Genomic DNA, 1523 nt, shown 5'->3' with positions numbered 1-1523 from the left:
TGTTTCCTGTCCAAATGTTTCGCTCAAGCGGTGTTGATACCGGAGACTGAGACGGAATGTAAAAAACGCCGTTTTCCAGGTATCCGCCATTTTGCATGATGTTCCATTTGCCCACTTCAACGGTACTGTTCAAAATCTGATCCCACTCGATAGGATTGGGGTAGATAACATTAATTGCCCTGTTTTCGATGGGTAAATTTCTGACCACAGCCCATTTCGGAGGAATGTTCTTCATCCCGATAATGGTTCCGATAATGCCTGCCGCATTCGACGGATTACAATCGCTATCCCTACCGCAACGCATTGAAATATTCATGCTCTTCCAGAAATCACCTTCACCATACAAAAGCCCCATGTAGATATAGGCTCCGTTTATTTTTACATCGATCGGCGAAACAAGTTTTCCGTCTTTAACTCCCCATTTTTTTTCCAGTTCTTTCCAGGCATCCTGCCAGCTGGGATACATTTGATGAAAATCGAGCACATCACGAACCATTTTTGCATAACCACTCTCGGCAGGTATTGCTTTTAAGCTGTATTCAGCCAGTTTGCGCGGGTTGCTTTCGAAAAAAGCTTCGGTGTACATGGCAGCCACGGCCATACCCGCATAAACACCATCGCCATAATTCATTAAATGGCCCACCTTATCGCACCAGGCATTGCTTATTACCGGCATTCCCGGGCTTATAAGGCCAAACAGATCAGATTCAATCTGAAAGTCAATGCCATCCCAGTATTCATTAAAGCGGGGACTTCCCGATTCCGGAGGCCATATTCCTTTTCTGAAATTGTTATAGGCTCCTTTGTTGGCTCCCCATATGCGATTAGGGTTTAAATATTTAAGCCAGTCTTCGGCAAACTGAGCCGATGTTATATCAAGACCATGCCTGGTGATTGAACTTAAAAACATAAACTCCATGTAAATGTCGTCCTGGTCGCCCACTTCCCTAGGCGTCCATTTCTCGTAATTGTTTTTGTTGTTAAAGTATTGCATCAGAAATTTTTTTCGCTCCCGAGGATCCTTCATCGATGCAGCTTTTTCGGAGATGGCCGACGGCGGTATTTTTCTTCTTTCCTGCTCCGTAACACCCGCAGGGACAGATTCTGCCGGCGTTATTTGGCGGTACCAATCCTCCAGGTCGAAAGGAACAATCTCCCCCTGCCATTTGCTCTCAGTGGGGAAGCCCCACATGGCAGCAATGGCCTGCCCCAGCCAGGCTCCCTCTATCTTATCTTTATAATCTTCGACTGAAATCTGGCGGTAATGAACTTTTTCGTCACCCTTCTGAGCAAACAAATATCCGGAAGTTAAAACCATCAAAAGAAATACGCCAATAACACGAACAGTAGTTGCTTTCATTATTTTTCAGAATTTTTTATATTATTATTTTTAAGCAAAGAATATCTTATCTGCAACGACAAAAAAGCATTCTTTTCTTACCAGCAATCACTGATGCCCGGGAGAAAACTGAGAGGTGAAGTCTAAACATGGGGTCTGAAAAGATCTTCCCCGGACACCAGTG

1 protein-coding gene is annotated in these 1523 nt (G+C 44.4%); it reads right to left on the bottom strand.

From position 1 onward, the window contains the following. Window positions 1-1360 (bottom strand): ADP-ribosylglycohydrolase family protein (locus D1614_RS23575; RefSeq protein ID WP_147384369.1); only part of this gene is annotated, 1360 nt, incomplete at its 3' end. Window positions 1361-1523: the final 163 nt, after the last annotated feature.

Origin of the sequence: Maribellus luteus (assembly GCF_003576475.1) — a bacterium.
In the GTDB taxonomy this organism is placed as follows: domain Bacteria; phylum Bacteroidota; class Bacteroidia; order Bacteroidales; family Prolixibacteraceae; genus Draconibacterium; species Draconibacterium luteum.
This window is presented reverse-complemented; position numbering and strand designations above follow the sequence as displayed.